The 19,019-nt window shown below is 67.5% G+C and carries 17 protein-coding genes; 3 read left to right on the top strand and 14 right to left on the bottom strand.

Going from position 1 to position 19,019, the window contains the following annotated elements; translation table 11 throughout:
* Positions 1 to 22 precede the first annotated feature (22 nt).
* The 7 genes from JL101_RS28835 to JL101_RS28805 all read right to left on the bottom strand — a co-directional run bounded on the left by JL101_RS28835 (position 23) and on the right by JL101_RS28805 (position 7,814).
* Positions 23 to 1,072 (bottom strand): L-idonate 5-dehydrogenase, encoded by a 1,050-nt coding sequence (locus tag JL101_RS28835; protein ID WP_203103164.1) that lies wholly within the window; start codon positions 1,070 to 1,072, stop codon positions 23 to 25.
* Positions 1,069 to 2,475 (bottom strand): TRAP transporter large permease, encoded by a 1,407-nt coding sequence (locus JL101_RS28830; RefSeq protein ID WP_203103163.1) that lies wholly within the window; start codon positions 2,473 to 2,475, stop codon positions 1,069 to 1,071. Before JL101_RS28830 ends, JL101_RS28835 begins: the two co-directional genes overlap by 4 nt.
* A gap of 4 nt (positions 2,476 to 2,479) precedes the next feature.
* Positions 2,480 to 3,061: a TRAP transporter small permease gene (locus tag JL101_RS28825; RefSeq protein ID WP_203103162.1), complete on the bottom strand. Its 582-nt coding sequence runs from the start codon at positions 3,059 to 3,061 to the stop codon at positions 2,480 to 2,482.
* A 97-nt stretch (positions 3,062 to 3,158) separates the two neighbouring features.
* Positions 3,159 to 4,130 carry a sialic acid TRAP transporter substrate-binding protein SiaP gene (locus JL101_RS28820; protein ID WP_203103161.1) on the bottom strand — a complete coding sequence of 324 codons (972 nt, stop codon included), beginning with the start codon at positions 4,128 to 4,130 and terminating at the stop codon, positions 3,159 to 3,161.
* Between the two features lie 50 nt (positions 4,131 to 4,180).
* The gene (locus tag JL101_RS28815; protein ID WP_203103159.1) at positions 4,181 to 4,906 is read right to left on the bottom strand and encodes a FadR/GntR family transcriptional regulator; all 726 of its coding nucleotides are present in this window, start codon (positions 4,904 to 4,906) and stop codon (positions 4,181 to 4,183) included.
* Positions 4,907 to 5,031: 125 nt separating this feature from the next.
* Entirely contained in the window at positions 5,032 to 6,228 is a 1,197-nt protein-coding gene (gene uxuA, locus JL101_RS28810; RefSeq protein WP_203103157.1) for a mannonate dehydratase, read from the bottom strand.
* A 140-nt stretch (positions 6,229 to 6,368) separates the two neighbouring features.
* Positions 6,369 to 7,814 (bottom strand): mannitol dehydrogenase family protein, encoded by a 1,446-nt coding sequence (locus JL101_RS28805; RefSeq protein WP_203103155.1) that lies wholly within the window; start codon positions 7,812 to 7,814, stop codon positions 6,369 to 6,371.
* Between the two features lie 141 nt (positions 7,815 to 7,955).
* On the opposite strand from JL101_RS28805, the gene JL101_RS28800 reads away from it, so the two are divergent.
* The gene (locus tag JL101_RS28800; protein ID WP_203103153.1) at positions 7,956 to 8,675 is read left to right on the top strand and encodes a GntR family transcriptional regulator; all 720 of its coding nucleotides are present in this window, start codon (positions 7,956 to 7,958) and stop codon (positions 8,673 to 8,675) included.
* A gap of 126 nt (positions 8,676 to 8,801) precedes the next feature.
* Here the strand turns inward: JL101_RS28800 and ybaK are convergent, their stop codons facing one another.
* The 5 genes from ybaK to JL101_RS28775 form a co-directional block, all read right to left on the bottom strand.
* Positions 8,802 to 9,296, bottom strand: coding sequence for a Cys-tRNA(Pro) deacylase (gene ybaK, locus JL101_RS28795; RefSeq protein WP_203103152.1), 495 nt, complete (start codon positions 9,294 to 9,296; stop codon positions 8,802 to 8,804).
* Positions 9,297 to 9,367: 71 nt separating this feature from the next.
* Positions 9,368 to 12,580 (bottom strand): peptidase domain-containing ABC transporter, encoded by a 3,213-nt coding sequence (locus JL101_RS28790; RefSeq protein ID WP_203103151.1) that lies wholly within the window; start codon positions 12,578 to 12,580, stop codon positions 9,368 to 9,370.
* Between the two features lie 65 nt (positions 12,581 to 12,645).
* Positions 12,646 to 14,010, bottom strand: a complete 1,365-nt coding sequence (locus JL101_RS36635; protein ID WP_203103150.1) for an HlyD family efflux transporter periplasmic adaptor subunit — start codon at positions 14,008 to 14,010, stop codon at positions 12,646 to 12,648.
* A 132-nt stretch (positions 14,011 to 14,142) separates the two neighbouring features.
* Positions 14,143 to 14,727 carry a hypothetical protein gene (locus tag JL101_RS28780; RefSeq protein ID WP_203103149.1) on the bottom strand — a complete coding sequence of 195 codons (585 nt, stop codon included), beginning with the start codon at positions 14,725 to 14,727 and terminating at the stop codon, positions 14,143 to 14,145.
* Between the two features lie 2 nt (positions 14,728 to 14,729).
* A complete protein-coding gene (locus JL101_RS28775; RefSeq protein WP_203103148.1) occupies positions 14,730 to 15,434 on the bottom strand; it encodes a terminase small subunit in 705 nt (234 codons plus the stop codon).
* Between the two features lie 726 nt (positions 15,435 to 16,160).
* Between JL101_RS28775 and JL101_RS28770 the strand changes: the two genes are divergently transcribed.
* A complete protein-coding gene (locus JL101_RS28770) occupies positions 16,161 to 16,841 on the top strand; it encodes a hypothetical protein (protein WP_203103147.1) in 681 nt (226 codons plus the stop codon).
* 113 nt (positions 16,842 to 16,954) lie between these two features.
* Positions 16,955 to 17,659 (top strand): hypothetical protein, encoded by a 705-nt coding sequence (locus tag JL101_RS28765; protein ID WP_203103146.1) that lies wholly within the window; start codon positions 16,955 to 16,957, stop codon positions 17,657 to 17,659.
* Between the two features lie 34 nt (positions 17,660 to 17,693).
* Here the strand turns inward: JL101_RS28765 and JL101_RS28760 are convergent, their stop codons facing one another.
* Positions 17,694 to 18,473, bottom strand: a complete 780-nt coding sequence (locus JL101_RS28760; RefSeq protein WP_203103145.1) for a 4'-phosphopantetheinyl transferase family protein — start codon at positions 18,471 to 18,473, stop codon at positions 17,694 to 17,696.
* A gap of 110 nt (positions 18,474 to 18,583) precedes the next feature.
* Positions 18,584 to 18,886, bottom strand: a complete 303-nt coding sequence (locus JL101_RS28755; protein ID WP_203103143.1) for a DUF1127 domain-containing protein — start codon at positions 18,884 to 18,886, stop codon at positions 18,584 to 18,586.
* Between the last annotated feature and the right edge of the window lie 133 nt (positions 18,887 to 19,019).

Here is a 19,019-nt window from a genome sequence, read left to right as displayed (position 1 = left end):
TGCCGTCCCGGCCCGCTGTCCGTCAGGACGCCGTCAGCACGACCTTGACGCTCTGGGAGCGGTCGAGCGCCAGGAGGAAGGCTTCCGGCGCGTCGGCCAGCGGCCGCTCCGCCGTCACCAGCTTCATCACGTCGACGCCGCCCGACACGATCAGCGAGACCGCCCGCGCATATTCGGCACCGAACCGGAACGATCCCTTCAAGTCCAGCTCCTTCGACATGACGGCGTTGGCCGGGACCGGCAGCATGCCGCCGGCGAGGTTGCCGATCTGGACCACCGTGCCGCCGCGCCGGACGCTGGCGATCGCCGAGGCGAGCCCGGCCGGCGTTCCCGACACCTCGAAGGCGACGTCGAAGGAACGCCGCGCCGACAGGTCTCGCAGGCCCTCGTCGCCGCCGGAGACATCGACGACGTGGTCGGCGCCGAGCCGCTCGGCGAAGGCGAGGGGGGCCGCGGCGACATCGACCACCGCCACTTCCGAGGCGCCCGCCAGCTTGGCGCACAGCATGGTCAGCAGGCCGATCGGTCCGGCGCCGAACAGGATCGCCCGCCGGCCGTCCATCTCCCCGGCGCGGGCGACCGCGTGCAGGCAGACGGCCAGCGGCTCCGCCAGAGCCGCCGCGGCGAAGGACAGCTCCTTCGGGACCTTGACGCACTGGGCGGCCGTCGCGTCGAACAGGCTGGCGAAGCCGCCCTGCATGTGCGGCGTCTTGGACGCGGAGCCCATGAAGTAGATGTTCTCGCACAGGTTCTCGCGGCCTTCCCGGCAGCGCACGCAGGTGCCGCACCAGCGCGACGGGTTGACCGCGACATGGTCTCCCACGGCGAGGCCGGCCACGCCCGCGCCGACCTCGACGATCTCGCCCGCGACCTCGTGCCCCAGCACCAGGGGGGAGGTGACGACGAAGTCGCCGGTCCGCGCATGGCGGAAATAATGCATGTCGGACCCGCAGATCCCGCCCGCGCCGAACCGGACGCGGACCATTCCGGGATCGAGACGGTCGAGCGGACGCTCGACCATCCTCAGGTCCTCGGGGCCGTACAGGGTTGCTGCGAATGCGGATGCGGTCATCGGATCAATCCCATCGTCTGGGGAAGCCACAGGGTGATGAAGGGGATGAAGGTGATCATCAGGAGCGCTATGAACAGCGGCACCAGCCAGGGCAGGATGGCCATGGTGGTCCGCTCGACCGACAGCTTGGCGACGCGGGACAGCACGAACAGCACCATGCCCAGCGGCGGGTGGAGCAGCCCGATCATCAGGTTCAGCGTCATGATCACGCCGAAATGGACCGGGTCGATCTCGAACTTCAGGACGATCGGCAGCAGGATCGGTACCAAGATGGTGATCGCGGCGATGGTGTCCAGGAAGCAGCCGACGATCAGCACCAGGATGTTGACCAGGATCAGGAAGACCCACTTGTTGTCGGTGATGCTCAGGATCAGGTCGGACAGGCCCTGCGCCGCCTCGCCCACCGTCAGCAGCCAGGCGAAGATGGACGCCGCGGTGACGATGAACAGGACCGACGCCGTCGTCTCGATGGTGTCAAAACCGGCCTTCGCCAGGGTGCGGAAGGTCATGGTCCGGTAGCGCACCAGGCCCAGGAACAGCGACCAGATCACCGCGGCGACCGCCGCCTCGGTCGGGGTGAACCAGCCCATGGTCATGCCGCCGATCAGGATGATCGGGGTCATCAGCGCCATCACGGCCGACCAGTCGAAATACCAGTCCAGCGCGATCAGGGCCGCGAAGGAGACGATCAGCGCCACGTTGACCGACAGCCCGGCCCAGATCAGGCCGTATACCACCATCGGGAAGGTCAGGACGATGATCACCTCGAGCCCGGCCTCCGCCAGCCGGTTCCACTCGAACCCGGTGTCGGATCCCCAGCCGCGCTTGTGCGCGATCAGCGCCACGGTGACCATCATCAGCAGCGTCATGACGACGCCCGGGATGATGCCGGCCAGGAACAGCGCGCCGATCGAGACGTTCGCCATCATGCCGTAGATCACGAAGGGCAGCGACGGCGGGAAGATCGGTCCGAGCGTCGCCGAGGCCGCCGTCACGCCGACCGCGGCTTCCACCGGATAGCCATGGTCCTTCATGGCCTTGATCTCGATGGTGCCGATGCCGGCGGCGTCGGCCAGCGCGGTGCCCGACATGCCGGAGAAGATCACGGAGCCGATGATGTTGACCTGGGCCAGGCCGCCCTTCATCCAGCCGACCAGGGCGACCGCGAAGCTGTAGATGCGGCCGGTCACGCCGGCGATGTTCATCAGGTTGCCGGCCAGGATGAAGAAGGGGACCGCCAGCAGCGGGAAGCTCTCGACGCCGGCGATCATGCGCTGGGCGACGATCACGTCGGGCGCCACGTCGTAGACCACTAGGTAGAGCAGGGACGCCACCGCCATTGAGACGGCGACGGGGATACCCACGACCATGAGGACGAGGAAGGAGACGATCAGCAGGGTCATGGCGTCACTCTCCCATCGGCGGCATGAAGGCGTCGGGACGTTCCAGCACCGAATAGCCCCGGCGCAGGTTCTCGACCATCACCTGGACGGCACGCAGGCACATCAGCGCGAAGCCGACCATGACGGTGTAGAAGACGATGGATTTCGGCAGGTCGATCATGGTCATGCGCTCCTCGCTGATCAGGGAGGAGTATTTCCAGACCAGATAAGCCCCGTAGCCGAAAAAGGCGATCCGGACGACGTCGACGAACAGCGACAGCACGCGCGCCAGCCCCGACGGGATGTAATGGTAAAGGACGTCCACCTGGATGTGCCGCGACTGCCGCACGCACATGATCGACCCGAAGAAGACGACGCCGACCAGGAAGTTGATCGCGACCTCCTCGGTCCAGGCAAGGCTGTCGTTGAGGACGTAGCGGGTGAAGAACTGGATGAAGACCGCGACCGCCATGGCCCAGAACATGATCTGGGTGATCCAGTCCTCGACCGAGTAGCTGGACAGGTCGACCACCTCCACCTCCTCCTCGAAGGCGTGGGCGATCTCGTCGGCGGTGGCGGCGACGTTGGATGGAGGATGCTGCGACACGTCCTGATGACCTTTCGGAACTCGACCTCTCGGAATTCACGGGCGGTTCCGGCGCCGGCGGGATGAAGTTCCCCGCCGGCGCCGGTGCCGCGATGCCTTACTGGACGGCGCGGATGCGGTCGTAGTCCTCCTGGCGGTACTTGAAGTCCTCCAGGGGGACCTTGGCGCGCACGACCTTCTCGAAGGCGGACTTGTCGACCTCCTCCACGGTCAGCCCGCGGTCCTTGAAGGTCTGGACCAGGGCCGCCTCGCGGTCCTGCACGATCTTGGTCGCGCGGGCCGCCGCTTCCTGGGTGACTTCGGTGAAGATCTTCTTGTCCTCGTCCGACAGCTTGGCCCAGCGGCGGCCGGCGATCGTCGTGTTGACGTGGTCGGTGATGTGGCCCGTCAGGATGATGTGCTTCTGCACCTCGAAGAACTTCTTCGCCTCGATGGTGGTCAGCGGGTTCTCCTGGGCGTCCACGGTGCCGTTCTGGAGCGCCAGGTAGACCTCCGCGAAGGCGATCGGGGCCGTGTTGGCGCCGCAGGCGCGCGGCATCGCCAGGTATGCTGGCACGTCGGGCACGCGGATCTTCAGGCCCTGCATGTCCTCGCAGGTCTTGATCGGCTTGTTGGCGGTGGTGTGCCGGGTGCCGTAATAGGTAACGGCCAGGATATGGTGGCCGGAAGCCTTCTCGTAGCCGGCCGCCAGATCCTTGAACACGTCGCTCTTGGTATAGGCGATCAGGTGCTCCGGGCCGCGGAAGACGTAGGGGTAATAGGTGACGCCGATGGGCGGATAGGCCCGCGCGGCGAAGCTGGAGCCGGAGACGATCATGTCGACGCTGCCCAGGGTCAGGCCCTGGTTGAGGTCGGTTTCCTTGCCGAGCTGCGAGGCCGGGAACACGGTGATCTTGTAGCGCCCGTCGGTGCGCTTCTCGATCTCCTGGGCCGCCCGGACCGATTCCGTGTGGAACGGCTCCGACGTCTCGTAGGCGTGGCCCCATTTCAGGTTGGTCTGGGCCTGGGCCGGCGCCGTGACGGCGAGCGCCATGACCGCCGTGAACGCGGCGGCGTATGTCTTCAACATCTTCTCATTTCCTCCCCTGGGTGCTGAACTCTGTACGCGGTGCCGGCTCCTTAGGTGCCGGACGGGACCTGCTCCTCCTCGAAGCTCGCGGAGAAGCGGCTTTGCGACTGCTGGAGATGGTGCTGCATCGCCTCGCGGGCCTGTTGCGGGTCGCGCGCCACGATGGCGTCGCGGATCGCGCGATGCTCGCCGATCGCGGCCCGCCACGTGTCGGGTGTCTCGAAATAGCGCGAGAGGCGCTGGAAATAGGGGTTGATCCGCTGGTCGAAAAGGTCGCCGACGAAGCGCAGGATCACCGCGTTGCCGACCGTGGCGGCGATCGCCTGGTGGAAGTGGCGGTCCAGCGCGATGATCTCCGCGTTGCCGGAGCCGCTGGCCCGTTCCATCGCCTCCAGCAGGCGGTCCATCGTCTCGATGTCGGAACTGCCGGCGTGGGTCGCGGCTTCCGCCGCGATGGCACCCTCGATGAAGGCTCGGGCGCGCAGCAGCTCGAACGGACCTTCCACGGGGGCCGGCAGCGGCGGCAGGTGGGACGGCGCCTCGGGGGGTTCGGTCACGTAGATGCCCGAGCCGACCCGGATGCGGACGCGCTTTTCGACTTCGAGGGCGATCAGGGCTTCCCGGACGGTCGGCCGCGATATGCCGAGCTTGTCCGACAGCTCCCGCTCGGTCGGCAGCCGTTCGCCGACCTTGTACTCGCCCCGATCGATCAGTTCCTTCAGATGGTCGGCGACCTGCCGGTAGAGCCGGCGCGGTTCTATCGTCTCGATCGGCATGCGGCGAACCCTCCCCCGAGGCCCCGGCTGGCCGGGAACTTGTCAGGTCATTTGGTCTGACCAATTGACCTGCATGATCCGGCCATCCGCCCGCCCTGTCAAGTGTGGGACGAGGGAGTACGCCTTCAGACCGGGAGCTGGCGCAGGGCCGACACCGCCGTCATGATGCCCCGGATCTCGGCGAGGCCGCGCAACCGCCCGATCATGGGATAGCCCGGGTGGGTCGGCTTGCCGATGTCGTCCAGGAGCTCGTGCCCGTGGTCCGGCCGGAACGGGATGCGCCAGTCGGCCCGGCCGGCGTCGAGGCGGCGCTTCTGCTCCTCCAGCAGCGTGGTCACGACCGACACCATGTCCACGTCGCCGCCGAGATGGTCGGCTTCCATGAACGACCCGTCCGGTTCCTTGGCGACGTTGCGCAGGTGGGCGAACTTGATGTGCCCGGCGAATTGCTTCGCCAGGGCCGGCACGTCGTTGTCCACCCCCGCGCCGAGCGAGCCGGTGCAGAAGGTGATGCCGTTGGCGTCCGACGGGACGGCGCCGACGATGAAGGCGAGGTCGTCGGCGCTGCCCACGACGCGCGGCAGCCCGAGCAGCGGGCGCGGCGGGTCGTCGGGATGGATGCACATGCGGATGCCGACTTCCTCCGCGGTCGGGATCACCTCGCGCAGGAAGCGGGCCAGGGTCTCGCGCAGGCCGTCGCGGGTCATGCCCTTGTAGCGGTCGAGCATGCGCCGCAGCCCCGGCGCGTCGTAGCGGTCGAAGGCGCCGGGCAGGCCGGCCATGATGTTGGCAAGCAGCCGGCGCTTATCGTCCTCCGAAGCGTTGTCGAACCACTCCCGCGCCCGGGACATCACCTCGGGGGCGTGCTCGTCCTCGGCGCCCGGCCGCTCCAGGATGAAGCAGTCGAAGGCCGCGTACTCGTGCGCATTGAAGCGCAGCGCCCGTCCGCCGCCGGGCAGGGGATATGCAAGCTGGGTGCGAGTCCAGTCCAGCACCGGCATGAAGTTGTAGCAGACGGTGGTGATGCCGCAGGCCGCCAGGTTGCGGAGCGACTGGCGGTAATTGTCGAACAGCGGCTCCAGGTCGCCCTCGCCCAGCTTGATCGGCTCCGACACGGGCAGGCTTTCCACCACGCTCCAGCGCAGGCCCAGGGACGCGTCCTCCGCGATCATGGCCTTGCGCTTCTCGATCTCCTCGACCGTCCAGACGACGCCGTAGGGGATGTGGTGAAGGGCGGTCACGATCCCGGAGGCGCCGGCCTGCCGGACATGCGGCAGGCGGATGGCGTCCTCCGGTCCGAACCAGCGCCAGGTCTGTTCCATTGTCTGTTGTCTCCAAAGGGGCAGGGGTGATGCGCCGCCGGCTTGTAGGTCGGTTAGAGCGGAGCGGCAGCCGACACAGCCGGAGCGTTGGGCGTCGGGTGCCGCTCCGCTCTACCCGACCTACGGAAAGGGCTTGGTCATCAGCGGATTGTCCGGACCGCTTCGCGGGCGCCGACCGCCACCAGGCGGTCGTAGGCGCGCGTCACGGCGGTGGTGAAGGCGGGGTTGCCGGCGAGGTCGCCGCCGAACACCTCGCGCACGCCGAACAGGGCGGGGGCGGGCGTCGCGGCCAGGCGGTCGGCCAGCGGGTCGCGCACGTCGATCGGCTGCCCGGCCTCGTCCCGGCCGCCGACATAGCGCATCCAGGCGGCGACGCCGAGCGCCAGCCGATCGAAGGGCCGGCCGGCGGCGAGCCGGTCGCGGATGGTGCCGAGCAGGCGCTGGGGCAGCTTCTGCGAGCCGTCCATCGCGATCTGCCATGTCCGGTGCTTGAGGGCCGGGTTGGCGAAGCGTTCCAGCAGGGCGGCCTTGTAGCGGGACAGGTCGGCGCCCGGCGGCACGTCGAGGGTCGGGGTCACCTCCTCGTCCATCAGGTCGCGGACGAAGCGGACGAAATGCGGGTCTCCCATGGCGTCCGACACCGTGGCGTGGCCGGCCAGATAGCCCAGATAGGCGATGCAGGAATGGCTGCCGTTGAGCAGGCGGAGCTTCATGAACTCGTAGGGGCGCACGTCGGCGACCAGCTCGGCGCCTTCCAGCTCCCAGGCCGGGCGGCCGGTCGGGAAATGGTCCTCGATCACCCACTGGCTGAACGGCTCGGCCATGACCGGCCAGGCATCCTCCGCGCCCAGGGCGGCGGACACGCCGGCGCGGTCCTCGTCGGTGGTGGCGGGGACGATGCGGTCGACCATGCTGCTGGGGCAGGCGACCCGGTCCGCCACCCAGCGGCCCAGGTCGGGGTCGCGCAGCTCGGCGAAGCGGCGCAGGATGCCGGCGGCCACGTGGCCGTTGCCGGGCAGGTTGTCGCACGACAGCACGGTGAAGGGATCGGTGCGATCGCGCCGGCGGCGGTCCAGCGCCTCCACCAGGAAGCCCGCCAGGGTGCGCGGCCGGTCCGGATTGCCCAGGTCGTGGACGATGTCGGGGTGCCGCTCGTTCAGGGCGCCGGTCGCCGGGTCGTGGCAGTAGCCCTTCTCGGTGACGGTGATCGTGACGATGCGGACTTCCGGCCGGGTCAGGCGGTCGAGCACCGCCGCGGGGTCTTCGGGCGCCACCAGCGTCTCGGTCAGCGATCCGACCACGCGGAGCCGCTGGCCGGAGGCGTCGCGGACGGCCACGGTATAGAGATTGTCCTGGGGAGCCAGGGCGTCGCGGGTCTCCGGGCTGCGCAGGGACACGCCGCAGATTCCCCAGGGACCCGGCCGGCGGTTCAGGGCGTCCTCGGTATAGACGGCCTGGTGGGCGCGGTGGAAGGCGCCGAGGCCCATATGGACGATGCCGGTTTGCAGCGAGGTTCGGGGATGGCGGGGCCGCTCGATTTCCGCGCCCAGCGTCTCCAGCGTCCGATCATCGAGTCGGCGGGTCATGCAGTCCTCCCCGGGGAAATGCCGTTCTTCCATTCTTGACTAGTATGGTAGTATGCAAGTTGATCCGCCGCAAGCTTCTTGTATTGAGAAGGCGGCCCTGCGGCGGCGATATTGGAGTGGCGACAACGGGGAGGGGCGGCGATGCTGGAGAGGATCGAGGCGAGTTCGGCGGAGCCGGTCGCCCGGCGTGTCTTCCGCGAGGTGCGGAACGCGATCGTGACCATGGCTTTCCAGCCCGGCCAAGCCCTGTCGGAGCAGGAGATCGCGACCCGGCTGGGCGTCAGCCGCCAGCCTGTGCGCGAAGCCTTCATCAAGCTGAGCGAAGCCGGGCTGGTGACCATCCGGCCGCAGCGGGGAACCTTCATCGTCAAGATCTCCATGAAACAGGTCTTCGATGCCCGGTTCGTACGGGAAGCCGTCGAACTGGCCGTGGTCCGGCGGGCCTGCGCCGAGATGCCGGCCGGCGGCATCGCCGGGCTGCGGGCCAACCTGGACGCCCAGCGCGACGCCGCCGGGTCTCTCGACCCGGTCCGCTTCATGGACCTGGACGAGGCATTCCACCGCGGCATCGCGATGGGCGTCGGCTGCGACTATGCCTGGCGGGTGGTGGAGGAGACCAAGGCCCAGATGGACCGCGTCCGCTATCTCAGCGTGCCCCACGCGACCCCGGTGGACCGGCTGATCGCGCAGCACCAAGCCGTCGTGGACTGGATCGCCGCCCGCGACGCCGACCGGGCGGAAGCGGCGATGCGGCTGCATCTGCGCGAGATCCTGACCTCGCTGCCCGAACTGGCCGAACGATTTCCCGATTTCTTCGAGCGCGACGCCGCCGTTCCCCTGCCAGGGCCGCAGATGTCGTGATTAGGGCCGACACCGTACGGGAACGTTGGAGTCTGCTGTCGGCGTTCGCCCTTCGGGCGAAGTCCGACCTACTTGAGGGACGCGGAATCCATGCTTGATGCCGGGGATACGTGTACCGGACCGAGCTTAGGAATTCAATCCGAAACTGCCCGCCGCCAGGGCGGCGACCACCGCCGAGGTGGCGGCGACCAGGTCGGCGGGGGCGAGCTTGATCTGAAGGCCGCGCTGGCCGCCGTTGACGACCACGAAGGGCAGGTCCATCGCCGAGGCGTCGAGGAAGCAGCGCAGGCGCTTCTTCTGGCCCAGCGGGCTGATGCCGCCGACATGGTAGCCGCTGATCCGCTCGGCGTCCGTGGGGCGCATCATGGCGGCGGACTTGCGGCCTGCCGCGGCGGCGATCGCCTTGAGGCTGAGCTCCTGGTCCGACGGGATGATGCCGATGCAGGGCTCGTCCCCCGCCACCACCATCAGGGTCTTGAACACCGCCGAGGGCGGCAGCCCGAGCGCCTGGGCGGCCTGGAGGCCGATCGACGGCGCTTCGGGGTCGTAGTCGTATTGCAGGAGCTCGAACGGCTTCTTCGCCTTTTCCAGAGCCATCGTCGCCGGAGTCCGCCTGGACACGCCCATCTCTCCGTACTGATCAACGGTGAAGCGGCCTTTTTATCCCCGGCGGGCCGGCCCGACAATACGGCTCATTTCAACTCCAGCGCGGGCAGGTCGAACTGGGTCCGGGCGAGCTGGTAGTAGAGGCCGGTGTAGCCGTTCTCCTTGAGGAATTCGGGGTCGGTGAGCTGGGTATGGGTGCCCTGTTCCTGGACCTTGCCGTCCTTGATGAAGCAGATGCGGTCGCTGTCCATCACGGTGGTCAGGCGGTGGGCGATGGTGATCGAGGTGCGGTTGACCAGGACTCCCTTCAGCTCCTGGGTGATGCGGGCCTCGGACTCGTTGTCGAGCGCGCTGGTCGCCTCGTCGAAGATCATGATCTTGGGCCGGCGGTAGAGGGCGCGGGCGATGCCGATGCGCTGGCGCTGGCCGCCCGACAGGCCCATGCCCTTCTCGCCGATGCGGGTCTGGTAGCCCAGAGGGAAGTTGATGATGAAGTCCTCCGACCCCGCCAGCTTCGCCGCTTCCTGCACCGCCTGCATGTCCGGCTCCGGGTCGCCCAATGCGATGTTCTCGGCCACGGTGCCGCCGAAGATGAAGGTGTCCTGGAGCACCACGCCGATGTTCCGGCGCAGCGAGTTGAGGTCCATGGTCCGGATGTCCTTGCCGTCGATCATCAGGTCGCCGGACGCCGGCTTGTAGAAGCCCAGCACCATCTTGGCGATCGTGCTCTTGCCGCAGCCGGACGGACCGACGAAGGCGACGTGCTCGCCCGGATGGATGGTCAGGTCGAAGCCGTGCATGACCGACCGCTTCTGGTCGTTGGTGTTGTAGCTGAAATTGACCTGCTCGAACTTGATCTCGCCTTCCAGGTTGCGGACCTGGGTCTGGATCTTGTCCGGGGCGGAGACGGTCACGTGCTCCGACTTCACGTTCAGCACGTCGCCGACGCGGTCGATCGCGATGCGGACCTCCTGGAGCTCGTTCCACAGGTTGACCATCTGGGTGACCGGGCCGGTGACCAGCCCCATCAGCATGTTGAAGCCCATCAGCTCGCCGATGCTCATGTCGCCGCTCATCACCTGGGTGGCGCCGATCCAGAGCACGGCGATGCTGGACGCCAGCGTGGCGAGCTTGAACAGGCTGTTGGACATCAGGCTCAGCTTCTGCTGGCGGAAGCTGCGGTTGACGTTCTCGACGAAGGCGTTCTCCCACCGGGCGCGGGCGAAGTATTCGTTGCTGGTCGCCTTCAGCGCCTCGATGCCGTTCAGGCTCTCGATCAGGTAGGACTGGGACTGCGAGTTGGTGATGAAGATCTCCTGCGCGATCGCCTTGATCTTGGGGGTGAAGTACACGACGATGCCGATATAGATCGGGATGAAGATCACCACGATCACGCTGAGCGGCACCGAATAGGCGAACATCATCAGGAAATAGAGCACGATCATCAGCGTGTTCATCAGCACCGTGATGGTCGAGCCGGTCAGGATGGCGCGAATCTTCTGGTTCTCGCCGAAGCGGGCCAGGATCTCGCCCTTGTTCTTGGTCAGGAAGAAGTCCATCGGCAGGCTGAGCACGTGCCGGTAGAACTCAGACATCAGCCGCATGTCGAGCCGGGACGTGGTGTGGGCCAGCAGAAGGCTCTGAACCACCGACATGGCCGTGGTCAGCACCGCCACCAGCACCATGCCGCCCAGCATCATGTTGAGCAGGCCCACGTCGTGGTGGACCACGACGTTGTCCACGATGGTCTGGACGAACAGCGGCGAGGCGAGGCCCAGGATGTTGATCACGACCGCCGCCAGGATCGCTTCGCCGTAATATTTCTTGTACGGCATGATGTAGTTGATGAAGTGGCGGATGGAGGACTTGGCCTCCTCCTCCTTCTCGAACTTGACCGTCGGCTCCAGCGCGATCAGCACGCCGGCGTCGGGCCGGCGGTCGAGCACGCCGGCCACGTCGGCCGCCGTCCAGGAGGCGATGAACTCGTCCCGCTTGATCCTGGCCAGGCCCTTGGCGGGGTCGGCGACCTCCACCTCCCGGTCGCCGGCCTTGACCAGCACGATCCAGTGATAGCCCTGCCAGCCGATGATGGCGGGCAGCTTCAGCCCCTTCAGGTCGGCATAGGTCAGGGCGTAGCCCTTGGCGCGGAAGCCCAGCGTCTCGGCGCCGCGGATGATCTCGTCCGGGTTGGTCTCCGGCGTGTTGAGGCCGGTGACCTCCTGCATCTGGCCGAGGGTGAACTTGCGGCCGTAATGGCCCATCACCATGGCGAGGCAGGCGGCGGCGCTGTCGGCCTGGGTGTTCTGGCGGATCACCGCCAGCCTGGTGGCCTCCTTCGCCTTGGCGGCGGCGCGGAACTCGTCCTCCGACATGCCCTCGGCCAGCTTGATGCGGAGGTCCACCCCCTCCGCCCGCTTGCGGGCCGCGATCTCGTCGGCCTCGATCTGCTCGATGTCGCGGGCGCGCTCGGACAGGCGCTGGCGAAGCTCGGGATTGAGCGACAGGATGCGCTCGACCGTCTGCTGGTAGATCACCAGCACGGTCACGTCGGTCAGCGCCCTGGCGGTGTAGGTCTGGATGCCGCTGGCGGCCCCCTTGGGCGAGCGGCGGGGCAGGGCGCCGGTCTCGCCGATCAGGGTGCCCCGGCCGCAGCGCGACAGGGAGATCGGGTCGCCGGAGATCGGGGCGCGGATCAGCTCGACGGCGCCGCTCTCGATGAAGTAGAGGCGCGGGTCGTGGTCGCCCTGGGTGAAGACCGCGCTGTCCGCCCGGATCAGTTTGACGCCCATCTTCGACAGCAGGTCGGAGAACTCCTCCGCCGAGTATGTCGCGTTGCCGAGCAGGGCGCGGAGCCGCTCGCCGACCTCCACCAGGCCGACATAGCGGCGGAAATGCTCGTCGACGACGCGGCTTTCGGCGATCAGCAGGCGGGCGCGGTCGGCGCGCAGGCAGACCAGCGTCAGCGGCGTCTCGGCGATGACGTGGTGCGGCCACCGGGTCTCCTCCAGCAGGGAGGTCTGGCCTATGGTGGCGCCCGGCTCGATCAGGCCGACGCTGACCAGCTTGGATCCCGTGTTCTCCTTCAGGCGCGCGGTGCCGTCGTGGATCACGTACATGCCGTCGGCGGCGGCCCCCTGGGTGAACAGGCGCTTGCCGGCCGGGACCTGGCGCACCTCCAGCAGCAGTTCGATCGCGCGCTTCTCGGCGGCGGGAAGCACGTTGAACAGGACATGGGTCTGGAGCACGGAGCGGATCGCTTCGAGTGCTGCGGTGTTCCTGACGGTCTCGATCGTGTCCATGTCGGTGCCTTGGGTCGGTGCCTTGGGTCTGTGCCTTGGTCAGCGCCCCGGGGCGGCTGAGGAGTTCATTCCTCCTCCTGCCCCTGGAAGAAGCGGGAGGCGGGGGCGAAGAACAGTTCGATGAAGCGCTTCTCGCCGGTCTTGATCTCGGCCACGCCCTCCAGCCCGATCTCCAGCGCCTTGGGCGTGCCAGCGCGGGCGGCGATCGTCTCGCGCTCCAGCGCCACGGTGACGAGATAGCGGGACCGGTTCTCCGGCTCGCTGCCGGGGCGGGTGCCGATGTCGGCGATCACCCCGTCCTGGATGCCGTATTCCTGGTAAGGATAGGCGAAATACTTGACCTGCACCTTCTGGCCGCGCCGGATCTTGCCGATGTCGCGGTTCTGGACGAACACCTGGGCTTCCAGCGGGGCCGTGTTGCGGACCATGGTGATCATGGGCGTGCCGGCATTGACGATCACGCCGCGCTGGACATGGACCGCGGTGACGATCCCGTCCTCCAGGCTGGCGTAATAGGCCTTGTCGCCCTCGTAGCGGACGCCGGGGACGAGCGTGCGCGACTGGAGCAGGCGGTTGTTCAGTTCAAGCACCTTTTCCGCGATCAGCTTCTGGTCGCGCTCGCGGGCCTGCCGGACGTTCTGGATCTCGTTGTCCAGGCGTTCCTGGGAATAGGTCTCGGCCAGCTGGCGGCGCTCGCCCCGGGCGGTCTCCAGCGCCAGGCGGATGTTCTGGATCTCGGCCTCCGCGTTGTTGGCGGCGCGCTGGAGGTCGCTGACCCGGCTCTGCGCGCGCTGGAGGTCGATCCGGGCGATGTCCCGGTTGGCGAACAGCTCCTGCTTGCCGGCCAGGTCGTGGCGCGCGTTGCTCAGGTCCTCCTCGATGCCGGCGCGGGTGCGCTGGGCGGTCTGGACCTGGATCTCGATCTGGCGGATGCGGTTGTCGATCGCCGCCTGCTCGGTCGAGCGGCGCTGCGACAGGTTGCGGCGGTCCAGTTCGAGCTGGTTGGAGCGGAACTCGTACTCCTTCAGCGACTCCCGTTCCTGGATCTGGAGATCGTCTATCTGGCGCTGGATCGCCTCCTGCTCGGGAGTGGAGGCCGCGCGGATCTTTTCCTGGATCGTGACGATCGGGTCGCCGGCGGACAGCGGGGAATTCTCGCCGACTTCCAGCGCCTCGATCAGGCCGCCGCCGACCGCCTGGACCGACACCGCCTGGCGCTGGAGCGTCAGCGGGGCCATCACCAGTATGTCCTTGGAGGCGAACAGGGAATAGACCAGCATCGCGAAGGCCGAGACCACCATCAGGTAGGCCGGCCCGTGCATGATCACGTTCGGCGCCGAACTGAGCAGGTTGCCCGCCTGGATCGGATGCCGCAGCTTGCCCGACGCGATCGTGTCGATCCTGACGGGCCGGCTTTTCTTGGTGGCCATCGGCTGTTCCGGAATCTTCCCTGCTTCCTGACGCTGCCGGCGGGCGGCAGGGGATAATGGAACATTACTTCTAAAATATGATTAACCGGCGGAGCGGCAGCGCCGCTTGATTCAGCTGAGCGGCGTTGTCGCTCAGTGCAGCAACGGCGGCGGCACGCCGGGCTGGTCTTCCGGGACGGGATCGGGAGCGTCGCCGGCCGGGGCGGGCGGCGGTTGGAAGCCGGCCCAGATCTCTTCGGCATACAGGTGGTCGGGGCCGTCGGGCCGGGTGGCGCGGCCGGTCGGATTGACCCCGGCGGGAAAGGGCGGATCCTCGCCCTCGCGCGGGTCGAAGATGACCGGAGCGAGGTCGTCGTCCGGAGACGGCCGGTAGAGCATGATGTCGCGGTCGCGGATCACGCCGGCCAGCTTGAGCTGAAGGCGGGTCGCCTGGAGGGCGGTGGCCGGTCGGCCGGAGTCCAGCGCCATGCCGGCGATGCGGTCCAGGCGGTCCATGGCGCGGGCGACGTGGCCGGCGCGCTCCGACATGAAGCGGGCGCGGTGCTCCTCGACCCGACGGCGGATGGTGCCGCAGGTCATCAGGATGCAGCCGCGCTGGCGGGCACCCTGGGGCGAATATCCCGCGAGCCGGACCGCGTCGGCCAAGCCGGCGCCGCGCGCGTGGTGCAGGGCGAAGAGCTCGTGCCGAGGGTGGCGCAGGCGGTCGGAGGCGTCCATGGTCAGGACCTTGCGCCGGCGGGAGCGGCGGCGGGAGCCGGTGGGACGGTGATCCTTCGCGAAACCGCGTGAAGGTCACTGACGATCATCAGGGAGTCGTCCGGGGCGGGATGGCGGACCACGGCCTTGCGGGGCGCGGGGCGCACGGGAGCGGCTTCGGCCGGGGCCGGTTCTTCGGAAAGGTCATCCTTGGTCATCCCGGGGTCATCCGCCCCGGCGGGAGCGGCGGCGCGACCGGCGGCCGAAAGGGTGCGGAGGAAATCCAGCTCCTCCTGCGGGTCGGCAGCGAGGTTCTCCAGATCGGCGTCGGGGTGGGGTGCGCCATCACGGCAGCCCTGGTAGTGGTGGGCGATGCGCTTGTCCTGGATCACGCCGCACAGCCTGAGGCGCAGTTCGACGGCACGGAGGGCCAGGGCCGGCCGCCCGGCTTCCAGCGCCATGTCGATGATGGCCGCGATCTGGCCTTCCGCCTCGTCGAGCCGGGTCTGGTGCAGCCTGCGGCGCGACGCCCGGATCGCGTCGATCCGCAGGCGGATCTCCGGCTGGCGCATCAGGAACGCGCCGCGCTGCTTCGCGCCGTTGGGCGAGTAGCCGGCACGCCGGGCGGCCTCCGCCCCGCCGACGCCGGCGGCCATGGCCTGGCAGAATTCCTCCTGACGAGGCGTGAGGCGGGACAAGGGCGGGGACGGGGAGGCCGCTGCGGTCATCGGGGTGCGCCTTCGGTTGCATAGGATCGATAAAGGCTTTTTATCCTATTCATCGACGTTATTCAAGCGCGGCGGTGACGGTCATCGTAGATCGGCCTTGGCCGAAGGCCGACGCCGACAGCGTGGCCGGAGCGTCGATGCAGGGCGTGGGCGTTCGCCCTGACGGGCGAAGGCCGATCTACGGTCGAACGCCGATTCCGGGGCGCGGTTCGCATTCCTGCAACCATCGGCAAGCCCTGGCAGGCTGCCGCTGCCTCGATTCCCCGCGATGAAATCAAACAGGGATGCAGTCGCGGCGGAGGAACTTCCGAAAAGGTGGCGCGATCCGCGGCACGATTGTATTCAGATCCCATACTGAAGTATTTTTCATGAGTATCCATGTAGGAAGAAGTAGTGATGTAGTATTACTGTTTTGAAATAATGAGATTTTCTGTTGACGCGGTGCTTAGATAGGGTTCTATATGCATCGTGACGTTGGCGATCGCGACGCTCAAGGTAAATAAAATTCAAGAATGTTCGCTTATGATGGGGAGAGCAGAGGCCTATAAATACGTGATAAGAAGCAGAAATATTTATAACAAGGCATTTTTTTGGCCGTTTAATGAAGAATGCTAAAGTACTCATGACGGCTTCACCAGGCCAAGGATTGGCCGCAACGAGCGTTGCAGCTCCGCGCATAATCCAAGTTGCTCATAATTTCGATCCATATACAGACAAGGACTTGAGATGTCGACCACCTATACGCTGACCATCACCATGGACGATACTACCGTCAATGACCTGCTGAACTCCGGCTATTACTTGTACGCCTACAAGGCGGTACAGGCGGCCAACGCGAACGGCGGCGCGCCGCTGGTCTGGTTCCAGACCCAGACCATCTCGGAAAACACGGTGATCACCTGGACCGAGAGCTACGAGGCCTACACCTCGACGGAGACGAGCTTCACCGACGGCACGGTCATCAACGCCAGCGCCAGCTACCCCATCAACCTGGGCCAGGAGCTCCAGGTGAACTCCGTCGCGGGCACCGGCACGGTCGTCAACTCGTCCGACGCCAGCGTCATCTCCATCCTCAACCAGACCAGCACCCAGTTCACCTGCGGCATCTCCCAGTCGGTCCAGGGCTCGGCGGGCTCCCAGCTCTGCGCGCTGCCGCTCTACGGCAACAACCTGGACACCATCACGCCGGTCGAACAGGTCATGGTGGTCTTCCAGACCGAGCAGGTGGACACGGGGTCGGTCGTCTACCAGTGCTACGCGCCCAGCCTGCTGGTCAACATGACCGGAATGACCGCGGCGACGATCAGCTACGACATCAACAACAACTGGTCGGGCAACACCGAGGGATGGTGCACCCAGTACCCGGCCGCCACCGACATCACCCCGATCCTGGTCCAGTCGTCCTGACCCGGTGAGTTGAAGCGGATCCGGCCGGCCGGGGGCGTCGGGCATGACGCCTCCGGCCGGCCGGGCCGAGCTATCGGGTCGCAGGCGGCGGCACACGCGATGGAGGGAACGGCTTGGGCAGTTACAGCATTCAGATCACGATGGATCAGGACACGCTGACCGACCTCATAGGGTCGGGATTCAGGCTGCTCGTCTTCAAGGCGGTGTGCACCACCATGGGGGGCGGCGCCCCGGTGGTCTGGTTCCAGACTACCGGATACAGCCTGTCGAACACGGTCGGCTGGAACACGTCGACGGAAGCCTATACCTCGCCGACCGCGAGCACGACCCTGGCGCAGGGGCAGCCGGTCGTCGCCAGCACGACCTACTCGATCACGGCCGGCCAGACCCTTCAGGTGACATCGGCCGCCGGAACCGGGGAAGTGGTCGCCAACGGCTCCGCGACCGAGATCTATATCGACAACACGACCACCAGCGAGTTCCTCTGCGGCCTGTGCCAGCAGCTTTCCTGGCAGGGTGTCGGCGGCGCGTACGAACCGACTTTCGCCCTGCCGCTCTACGGCGGGATCATCGACGTCGTCACCCCCGCCGAAACGGTCCTGATCGCGTTCGACACCGATCCGCTGACCGCAGGGATGGCGGCCTATCAGCTCCTCTCCCCCGCGCTGCTCGTCGATTTCTCGGAAACCGGCGAGACCACGCTCGACGTCACCTATGCGATCAACACCAACTGGGCGGCCAACACCGCCGCATGCTACAGCCAGGTCGCCGCCGGCGAGGAGCTGGCGCCGCTGCTGTTCCTCCAGTCCGACGACTGACGGCCTGGTGGCCGGCCCCGGGCGACGCCGTCCATCAGCGGGCCGCGCCCGGCCCGCCGGTGGTGCCCAGCGGAACGACCCGGTGCAGGCGGGCCTGGAGGGGCGGGGCAGGCGGGCATCCGTCGGGCCGCCCGACCGCCACCGCCATCAGATGGTTCCCGGTCGGCCGGAAGGTCGCGAAGGACCAGCGGGCGGCGTCGTCCTCCAGGCCGGGTTCGAAGGCGATGCGGATGCGGGCGGGATCGGAGAGGTCGATGGCGAAGCCGTCGAGCGGGATCGACAGGCCGAGGCCCCGCGCCTTGACGTAGGCCTCCTTCAGGGTCCAGTAGGTGAAAAATCGGAGGGGCCGGCCGGCGGGCGGAAGCGATCGCAGGTCGGCCGCTTCCGCCGGGGCGAGGAAGCGGTCGGCGAGCTCCATCACGTCGCCGGCGCGCTCCAGGCACTCGACGTCGATGCCGATCTCGCAGCCGGCGGCGACGGCGCAGGCGACCAGCCCGTTCGTGTTGGACAGGTTGAAGCGGAGGCCGGAGAGGTCAGGGCCGGGCAGGGCGGGGCCGGCGATCTCCGGCCGGCCATGGGCGTTCGAGTTGAACCGCCAGGCGGCCGGGGGAACGTCGGCGTAGCGGGACAGCACGGTGCGGACCAGCGCCCGGGTCACGAGGTATTCGCGCCGCGCCCGGTCGTTCAGGTAGCGCCGGTAGCGCTCCATCTCCTCCGGAGCCAGCAGGGAACGGTAGGAGTCGCAGAGGTCGGACACGGCCGGCTCATCGGACATCACGTAGTAGATGTCGGGATTTCCCGGGGCTGCCACCATCGTTCCGCTTTCAGGTTGCTCTCGACTTCCGCAGGGCGCCGGACGGAAGCGGCGGCATCATGGCCGCCGGCGCGGACCGGATCAACGGCCAGCCGGGCGACCCGCGGCGGTCAGGCGGCGTGCGGCACGTCGGGGCCGCCGGACGGGCGAGTCGGCCGGCGGCGCATCGGGATGATCTCGGCCCCGCGCTCGGTCACGGCGTTGCGGCCGTAACGCACCGCCTGGGCGATCTGCACGCGGGTGATCCCGATATCCGCGAGCTGCCCGTCGGTCATCGCGTGCAGGCGCTTTTCCGCGCGCGAGATCGCGTCGATCCCGATCCAGCGGGCCACGGCCGCCGCCGCGGTCGACAGAAGTCCGCCGCGCGCTCGGCGGTCGCGGGGAAGAAAACGATCCAGTTCAACCAGGTTCATGTCCGGCTCCTTTGCTGGCCGGCACTTTGGTCGACCCCGGTTTCCAAAGAGTTAGCGGCCGATAACCATGCCTGGGACAAATAAATGTCATCAATGCATCGCCAGCCCGTGGCCTGCGGCAAACACCGCCGAA

The organism is Skermanella rosea (assembly GCF_016806835.2).
Classification (GTDB): domain Bacteria; phylum Pseudomonadota; class Alphaproteobacteria; order Azospirillales; family Azospirillaceae; genus Skermanella; species Skermanella rosea.
The sequence above is the reverse complement of the archived record's forward strand: the minus strand, read 5'-3'. Positions and strand labels throughout refer to the sequence as shown.

What these genes read in the sequence shown, in the direction of transcription:
- JL101_RS28835 (WP_203103164.1), bottom strand. Translation starts at nt 1,072, where the DNA reads ATGACCGCATCCGCATTCGCAGCAACCCTGTACGGCCCCGAGGACCTG.
- JL101_RS28830 (WP_203103163.1), bottom strand. Translation starts at nt 2,475, where the DNA reads ATGACCCTGCTGATCGTCTCCTTCCTCGTCCTCATGGTCGTGGGTATC.
- JL101_RS28820 (WP_203103161.1), bottom strand. Translation starts at nt 4,130, where the DNA reads ATGTTGAAGACATACGCCGCCGCGTTCACGGCGGTCATGGCGCTCGCC.
- JL101_RS28815 (WP_203103159.1), bottom strand. Translation starts at nt 4,906, where the DNA reads ATGCCGATCGAGACGATAGAACCGCGCCGGCTCTACCGGCAGGTCGCC.
- uxuA (WP_203103157.1), bottom strand. Translation starts at nt 6,228, where the DNA reads ATGGAACAGACCTGGCGCTGGTTCGGACCGGAGGACGCCATCCGCCTG.
- JL101_RS28805 (WP_203103155.1), bottom strand. Translation starts at nt 7,814, where the DNA reads ATGACCCGCCGACTCGATGATCGGACGCTGGAGACGCTGGGCGCGGAA.
- JL101_RS28800 (WP_203103153.1), top strand. Translation starts at nt 7,956, where the DNA reads ATGCTGGAGAGGATCGAGGCGAGTTCGGCGGAGCCGGTCGCCCGGCGT.
- JL101_RS28790 (WP_203103151.1), bottom strand. Translation starts at nt 12,580, where the DNA reads ATGGACACGATCGAGACCGTCAGGAACACCGCAGCACTCGAAGCGATC.
- JL101_RS36635 (WP_203103150.1), bottom strand. Translation starts at nt 14,010, where the DNA reads ATGGCCACCAAGAAAAGCCGGCCCGTCAGGATCGACACGATCGCGTCG.
- JL101_RS28780 (WP_203103149.1), bottom strand. Translation starts at nt 14,727, where the DNA reads ATGGACGCCTCCGACCGCCTGCGCCACCCTCGGCACGAGCTCTTCGCC.
- JL101_RS28775 (WP_203103148.1), bottom strand. Translation starts at nt 15,434, where the DNA reads ATGACCGCAGCGGCCTCCCCGTCCCCGCCCTTGTCCCGCCTCACGCCT.
- JL101_RS28770 (WP_203103147.1), top strand. Translation starts at nt 16,161, where the DNA reads ATGTCGACCACCTATACGCTGACCATCACCATGGACGATACTACCGTC.
- JL101_RS28760 (WP_203103145.1), bottom strand. Translation starts at nt 18,473, where the DNA reads ATGGTGGCAGCCCCGGGAAATCCCGACATCTACTACGTGATGTCCGAT.
- JL101_RS28755 (WP_203103143.1), bottom strand. Translation starts at nt 18,886, where the DNA reads ATGAACCTGGTTGAACTGGATCGTTTTCTTCCCCGCGACCGCCGAGCG.